Raw genomic sequence first — 6,669 nt, 5'->3', positions numbered from 1 at the left:
ACAACGGCGCGCGGCAAGCCGCCGTGCCGCATTCTTCCAGCACGTCGCGCACGGGGCGCAGCAGCGGGGTTTCCGCGGGCAGCGCGGCGAGGGACAACGGGCCGTGCGTGGCCCGGTCCCCTTCCCGCACCAAAGGCCCCTCCCCGTCGGGAGGGGCCATGGTTGCCATGGCGGGATCGCCGGTCTTCATGCCTACTCCGCGCCCACGCCGAGGTAGTTGCGGATCTTCTGTTCGGCGTAGCGCTGTTCCGCATCGGGTTCGGGCCGCAGCACCGAACCCAGCCACCCGGCGGCAAAGGCTGCGGGCAGCGAGATGAGCGCCGGGTTCTTCAGCATGAAGGGCGCGGCCATGCCCCAGGGCGAATGCAGCACGTCCACCCACACGGTGGGGCTGAGCACGATGAGCCCCACGGCCAGCGTGGCCCCGGTGGCGATGGAGCACACCGCCCCGAAGGTGGAAAAGCGCTTCCACAGGATGGACATGAGCAGCGCGGGGAAGTTGGCGCTGGCAGCGATGGCGAAGGCCAGCCCCACCATGAAGGCCACGTTCTGCCCCTTGAAGGCGATGCCCAGCGCCACGGCCAGCACGCCCAGCGCCACGGTGGCCCGCTTGGCCATGCGCACCTCGTCGTCTTCCGTGGACTGACCGCGCCGGAACACGTTGGCGTAGAGGTCATGGGCGTAGGTGGTGGCGCCCGCCAGTGTCAGCCCGGCCACCACGGCCAGGATGGTGGCGAAGGCCACGGCGGCGATGAAGCCCAGGAACATGGTGCCGCCGGTCACCTCGGCCAGCAGCAGCGCGGCCATGTTGCCGCCCTTGTCGAACCCGGAGACGACCTCCTGCCCCACCAGCGTCATGGCCCCGAAGCCGATGATGAAGGTGAGCACATAGAAGTACGAGATGAGGCCCGTGGCGTAGAACACCGACTTGCGGGCGGCCTTGGCGTCCGGCACGGTGTAGAAGCGCATCAGGATGTGCGGCAGCCCCGCCGTGCCGAACATCAACGCCATGCCCAGCGACAGGGCGTCCCACGGGTTGGACACGAGGCCGCCGGGGGCCAGCACCTTGTCGCCGTAGCGCGCGGCGGATGCGCGGAACAGTTCCGCCGGGCTGAAGCCGAAGTGCCGCAACACGAAGAACACCATCACGCTGGCCCCGCCCAGCAACAGCACGGCCTTGATGATCTGCACCCAGGTGGTGGCCAGCATGCCGCCGAACAGCACGTATGCGATCATCACCGCACCCACCACCAGCACCGCCGTTTCGTACGGCAGGCCGAACATCAGGTGCACCAGCGAGCCGGAGCCCACCATCTGGGCGATGAGGTAGAAGGCCACGGTCATCAGCGAGCCGCACGCCGCCGCCACGCGGATGGGGCGTTGCCGCAGGCGGTAGGCCACCACGTCGGCAAAGGTATACTTGCCGAGGTTGCGCAAGGGCTCGGCGATGAGGAACATCATCACCGGCCAGCCCACCAGAAAGCCGATGGAATAGATGAGCCCGTCGTACCCCTTCAGGGCCACCAGCCCGGCAATGCCCAGGAACGAGGCCGCGCTCATGTAGTCGCCCGCAAGGGCCAGCCCGTTCTGGAACCCGGTGACGCTGCGCCCGGCCGCATAGAATTCCGCCGCCGAACGGCTGCGCCGGGCCGCCCACCAGGTGACGCCCAGGGTGAAGGCCACGAACAGGAAGAAGAACCCGATGGACAACGCATTGGGCTGCCCGATGGTGGAGGTGAATTCGCTAGCCATGGTGCGCCCCCTTCATGGTCTGGCCCGCTTTTTCGCCGGGCTGCATGCCCGACTGCATACCGGTCACGATGCGACGCACCGCGCCGTCATACGACCGGTTGGCCCACCACACGTAGATGCCGGTGAGCGCCGAGGCGATGACGATGATGCCGAACCCCACGGGAATGCCCAGGGTCATGCCGCCGCCCACGGGGGCCTGCAACAGGTCGCGCCGGAAGGCCAGCACCATGATGAAGCCGAAGTAAATGAGCAGCATCAGGGCCGTCAGGGTAAGGGAAACGCCCCACCGGGCACGGACCAGCGCCGCGAACTGCGCCTCGTCGGGGTGGTGGTGCGCCCGATGCGGCAGATGCGATGCCCCGTGTTGGGCCGGGGCCATGTGGGTTTGGGGGGCTTCCATGGTCATGTCGGTAGTGCCCGCCGTTTCGGTGATCGTGGCCATGCGTGCCTCCTTGTGGTGTTCCGCTCTTGCCGCGTGCCCACTGTGTCCGTCGTATAAGGGGGCGCGGGCCGGTGCAGTGTCCGTCCGGCGGCGTCTACTCCATCATGGGCCATTATGGGCCATCATGAACCATCATGGGCCATCACGTGCCGCCGGTGTCGATGGCTCCGTTGTACGGCCATGCGACTGCAGTGCCACATCACTTTCGGTGAATGGCCCTCACACACCCACAAACGCGCGAAAAACGGAAAAGAGGCCGACCAGAGCCGCCTGCAGCGCCGCTTGCCGTTCATCGACGGCACACGGACGAACGCGGCGCACCTGAAAAGAAACGTACCGCAACATGCCGTTCACCGGCCATCACACACCGTACGCCCCGGAACGTGCGCCACTCGGCCCTCCGCCCCCTCACACCGGCGACAGGACAACAAGGGAACAAGGGCGACAGGAACGACAGGAAAGGGCGGCAAGGAGGACGCCCGGTCACCCCACACGCACGGCAACGAAAAAGGGATGCCGCGCCCTTGCGACATCCCCTGCGTCATCTCCTGCAACCAGCGCCGCGACAGTCTTCAGACATCGCCAACGGGCCGCCTCCCGAACCGGGCCAACCTTACTGTTCAGACAGCAGCGGCACCGTCTCGTGCAGCGCATCCATCAAGCCGCGCACGGCACGTCGGCGCATACCCGGCACATCGTGCCATGCTTGGGCGTCGCAACTGACGCAACAGTTGCCCCGCTCCACGTCGACGAACAACAGCGTCCCCACCCGCGCCTCAATTTCCGTTCGCTTGCCGTCGCGTGTCACAAGCACGACCTGCACCAGGTCGTACGGATACTCTTCGTTGGTCATGCGTCCTCCTTTGGCCGTTACGGGAGAGGGGTTCCCCCCTCTTATCACATGATGTCTCCCGTTCAAGATGCGTCAGGCGGAACGATCTGACATTGTGCATTTGCGGGACTAGCTGTTTCTTCGGTGCACTACGTGCAGATCCATTGCCTTTTTTCCGTGGCGCATACGTATTTGACGCTTGCCCTGCCTTATTGTGAAATAAATAATTACGCACATCTTAATGGTTGAACAATCAGCCATCGACACAAATGCCGACAATGCATCGGCAGGTGTCTACCGGCTGCATGCCGTTGGCCTTCCCCCGCTGCGCGTGTTTTGCGCCACACACAAAAGGCGGCCCCTTCCCGCAGGAAGTGGCCGCCCGTCCAGTCATGCAAAGACCTGCGTGCGGTCACGCGCCCGGTCACGGCCGTCCCCATGCGTCTGGGGGCAAGGCCGTTGGGCGCAGCCTTTACGCAACCTGTTTCTTCTTGCCTTCCGGCTCCTTGGCGGGTTTGGCGCGCTTGCCCCTGGCCTTGCCGTTGCCCCCGTTTCCATTGTCGTCCTTCTTTTCGCCAAAGTTGCGCAGGCCCTCGGCCAGTTCTCGCAGTCGGGTGTCCACCTTGCCGTACAAGGAATCGGGCGGGTAGTTGCCGTCCGCTCCACGCACACCGGCAGGCACGCCGGTCAGCAGTTCGATGCCCTCGTCCACCGTGCGCACCGCCCAGATGCGGAAAGTGCCCGCGCGGACGGAATCCAGCACTTCCGGCTTCAGCATCAGGTCGTTGACGTTGGCGGCGGGTATCAGCACGCCCTGCCCGCCGGTCAGCCCCTTGCGCTTGCATACCTCGTGGAAGCCTTCGATCTTCTCGTTCACGCCGCCGATGGGTTGCACCTCGCCCTTCTGGTTCACCGAGCCGGTGACGGCAATGCCCTGGCGGATGGGCACGCCCGACAGGCTGGACAGCAGCGCGTACAGTTCGGTGGACGAGGCCGAGTCGCCGTCCACCCCGCCGTACGATTGTTCGAAGGCAATGGACGCCGCCAGGGTCAGCGGCTTGTCCTGGGCGAAGGCCCGGCGCAGGTAGCCGGAAAGGATGAGCATGCCCTTGTTGTGGATGGCGCCGGACAGGTCCGATTCGCGCTCGATGTTGATGATGCCCTCGCGCCCCATGGAGGTGGTGGCGGTGATGCGCGAAGGCTTGCCGAACATGTGGTCGCCCATGGCGTACACGGCCAGCCCGTTCACCTGCCCGACAACCTCGCCGTCGGTGTCGATGAACACGCTGCCCCGGTCGATCATTTCCTGCACCTTCTCCTCGATGAGTCCGGCGCGGTACTGCCGCCCCTCCACCGCCTGGGTCACGTGCGGGGCGGACACCATGTCCGCCCCGGCCTGGCGGGCGATGTAGTCGGCCTCTTCCATGATGTCGCGCAACACCGGGAACGAGGTGGTCAGCTTTTCGCGCCGCCCGGTCATGCGCACGCCGTGTTCCAGCAGGGCGGCCACGGCGGTGGCATCGAAGGCGCGCAGGTTGCGCGCCGTCACGAAGGTCTTCATCAGCTTGGCAACCTCGGTGACGCACCCATCGTCCAGCGGCATGGACGAATCGAAGTCGGCCCACACCTTGAAGATCTTCTGCACGTCCGGGTCGTAGTGGCGCAGCATGTGGTACAGCTGCGGCGTGGCCATGACCACCACCTTGACCTCCATCTCGATGGATTCGGGCTTAATGCCCGTGGCCGTGATGAAGTAGTAGGGGTCGAAGGTCTGGATCTCTATTTCCGACGTTTTCAGGGCGCGCTTCAGGGTTTGCCACACCCCCGGTTCCATGATGGCGTCCATCAGGTTCAGCACCAGGAACCCGCCGTTGGCCTTGACGAACGACCCGGCGTTGATCTTGGTGAAATCGGTGCGCCACAGGCCGGAACGATCCATGACCCGCTCGATGGAGCCGAACAGGTTGCGGTAGTTGGGGAACGATTCCACGATAACCGGCGGGCCTTCCAGTTCGGCGTTGTCCACCAGCAGGTTGACCTGGTAGGGGTGCAGCACCGCTTCCGCCGGGGCGGGCACGAACATGCCCATGGGCCCCTGCACCTGCTGCCCCATCACCTTCAGGCCGTCCAGATTTTCCGCCATGTCGGCCAGCACCGCCTCCACGTGCTTCTGCACCTTGGGGTCGGTGTAGCCTTCCAGCAGCGGGCGGGCCAGGTCGCGCGCCGAACTCATGAACATGAGCCGGTCCACCTCTTCGGTCTTGCGCTTCACTTCCTTTTGCAGTTCGCGCACGTCCAGGAAGATGGCGTCGATCTCTTCCTTCAGGGTCTTGTAGGTTTCCTGAAGCTTTTCCAGTTCCTCGCGCGGAAAGCGCCCCTTGGCGGCCATTTCCTCCAGCTTCAGCAGGTGCACCGGCTCGCCGTCCACGATGGGCACGATGTCTGGCCGCTGGATCTGGCCCATCTGCATGTTCACCAGCACGAAGCCGGAATCGCGCACCTTGGTTTCCAGGTTCTTGAAGAACTCGCGGGTCTTCCTGTCGTGCGCCTCGATGATCTCGTTCTTGCTGGCGATGTATTCCTGGCTTTCGAACAGTTGGGGAATGTCGCGTTTCACCGTGTCCAGGAACGCCTGCACGTCGGCCTTGAAGGCGCGGCCCTTGCCTGCGGGAAAGCGCAGCAGGATGGGTTCTTCCGGCGTCTTGAAGTTGTTCACGAAACACAGGTCGTCGGGCGTGGCCGCGCCGTTGGCGCCGTTGCCCAGCAACCGCTTGACCATGGACAGCTTGCCGATGCCCACGGCCCCGGTGACGAAGATGTTGTAGCCCTTGCCCTGCATTCCCATGCCGAAGCGAAAGGCATCCACCCCCCGCCGCTGGCCGATGATGTCGGTCTGCTCGTCCACCTCGCCGGTATGGGCGAAGGGCAGCGTTGCGGGGTCCAGCGTCCAGCGCAACTGTTCGGGCGCAAGGGGAGCGGGCAGCGTCCCGCTGGTCGCCACGGGCGAAGACGGCGTTGCCGATGCGGACGAAGTCGAAGACGCGGTAGAGGCAGCGGTGCGTTTGGTCGCCTTCTTGGGAGTGGTCATGGTGCCTCCTTGTTTCTCAACCGGCCCGGCCGGTCCTGACGGGAACGCGGCGCGCTTCGGGCCTGCGGCACTTGGGCATGGTGATGCGCAAGACGCCCTCGTCCAGTTCCGCCTCCACCTCTTCCGTGCGGATCTTGCACGGCAGCATGAAGCGACTTTCGTAGCGGCTGCTGGATTCACCGATGCCGCAAGTGGCACTTTGGGCGCAGCGCACCAGCAGCACGCTGCCGGTGATGACGATGTCGAGATCTTCGGCGGTAACGCCCGGCAACTGCGCCTCGACCACCACCGCATCGGGGGTGTCGATCATGCGCAACGCCGGTTCCATCAGCGGCTGGCAGACCGAGGGCAGGCCAAGGCCAGAGCACAACCGATCGAACATCCGGTCGCTCTCGCTTCTCAGGCGCTGCAATTCCTCGCTTTTCCACAACTTGAAGTTGGCCATGCGGATGACCTCCGGAAATGGGGGGCAAGGTGCGGGCGGGCCGGTGAAGCCGGCGTGCCTCCCGCGCGGCGCGGCGCGCCGCTGCCTGGGTGGCCCAATCGGTCCAATCG

General features: G+C 65.2%; 6 protein-coding genes. All 6 read right to left on the bottom strand.

What is annotated here, in order from left to right; all coding sequences use genetic code 11:
* A partial coding sequence (locus tag FVW27_RS04630; protein ID WP_167123149.1) for a hypothetical protein occupies window positions 1-190 on the bottom strand: 190 nt, incomplete at its 3' end.
* A gap of 2 nt (window positions 191-192) precedes the next feature.
* Window positions 193-1,752 (bottom strand): sodium:solute symporter family transporter, encoded by a 1,560-nt coding sequence (locus FVW27_RS04625; protein WP_167123147.1) that lies wholly within the window; start codon window positions 1,750-1,752, stop codon window positions 193-195.
* Window positions 1,745-2,131, bottom strand: a complete 387-nt coding sequence (locus tag FVW27_RS04620) for a DUF485 domain-containing protein (protein WP_167123153.1) — start codon at window positions 2,129-2,131, stop codon at window positions 1,745-1,747. The genes FVW27_RS04625 and FVW27_RS04620 overlap by 8 nt, the downstream gene beginning before the upstream one ends.
* A gap of 676 nt (window positions 2,132-2,807) precedes the next feature.
* Window positions 2,808-3,047 (bottom strand): hypothetical protein, encoded by a 240-nt coding sequence (locus FVW27_RS04615; protein ID WP_167123145.1) that lies wholly within the window; start codon window positions 3,045-3,047, stop codon window positions 2,808-2,810.
* 451 nt (window positions 3,048-3,498) lie between these two features.
* Window positions 3,499-6,114, bottom strand: coding sequence for a Lon protease family protein (locus tag FVW27_RS04610; protein WP_208294632.1), 2,616 nt, complete (start codon window positions 6,112-6,114; stop codon window positions 3,499-3,501).
* Between the two features lie 16 nt (window positions 6,115-6,130).
* Window positions 6,131-6,559: an Hsp20/alpha crystallin family protein gene (locus tag FVW27_RS04605; RefSeq protein WP_167123143.1), complete on the bottom strand. Its 429-nt coding sequence runs from the start codon at window positions 6,557-6,559 to the stop codon at window positions 6,131-6,133.
* Window positions 6,560-6,669 lie beyond the last annotated feature (110 nt).

This window comes from Nitratidesulfovibrio liaohensis (genome assembly GCF_011682075.1).
In the GTDB taxonomy this organism is placed as follows: domain Bacteria; phylum Desulfobacterota; class Desulfovibrionia; order Desulfovibrionales; family Desulfovibrionaceae; genus Cupidesulfovibrio; species Cupidesulfovibrio liaohensis.
This window is presented reverse-complemented; position numbering and strand designations above follow the sequence as displayed.

Bases quoted from the DNA above. Each gene is read 5' to 3' on its own strand.
- FVW27_RS04625 (WP_167123147.1), bottom strand. From the start codon at position 1,752: ATGGCTAGCGAATTCACCTCCACCATCGGGCAGCCCAATGCGTTGTCC.
- FVW27_RS04620 (WP_167123153.1), bottom strand. From the start codon at position 2,131: ATGGCCCCGGCCCAACACGGGGCATCGCATCTGCCGCATCGGGCGCAC.
- FVW27_RS04615 (WP_167123145.1), bottom strand. From the start codon at position 3,047: ATGACCAACGAAGAGTATCCGTACGACCTGGTGCAGGTCGTGCTTGTG.
- FVW27_RS04610 (WP_208294632.1), bottom strand. From the start codon at position 6,114: ATGACCACTCCCAAGAAGGCGACCAAACGCACCGCTGCCTCTACCGCG.
- FVW27_RS04605 (WP_167123143.1), bottom strand. From the start codon at position 6,559: ATGGCCAACTTCAAGTTGTGGAAAAGCGAGGAATTGCAGCGCCTGAGA.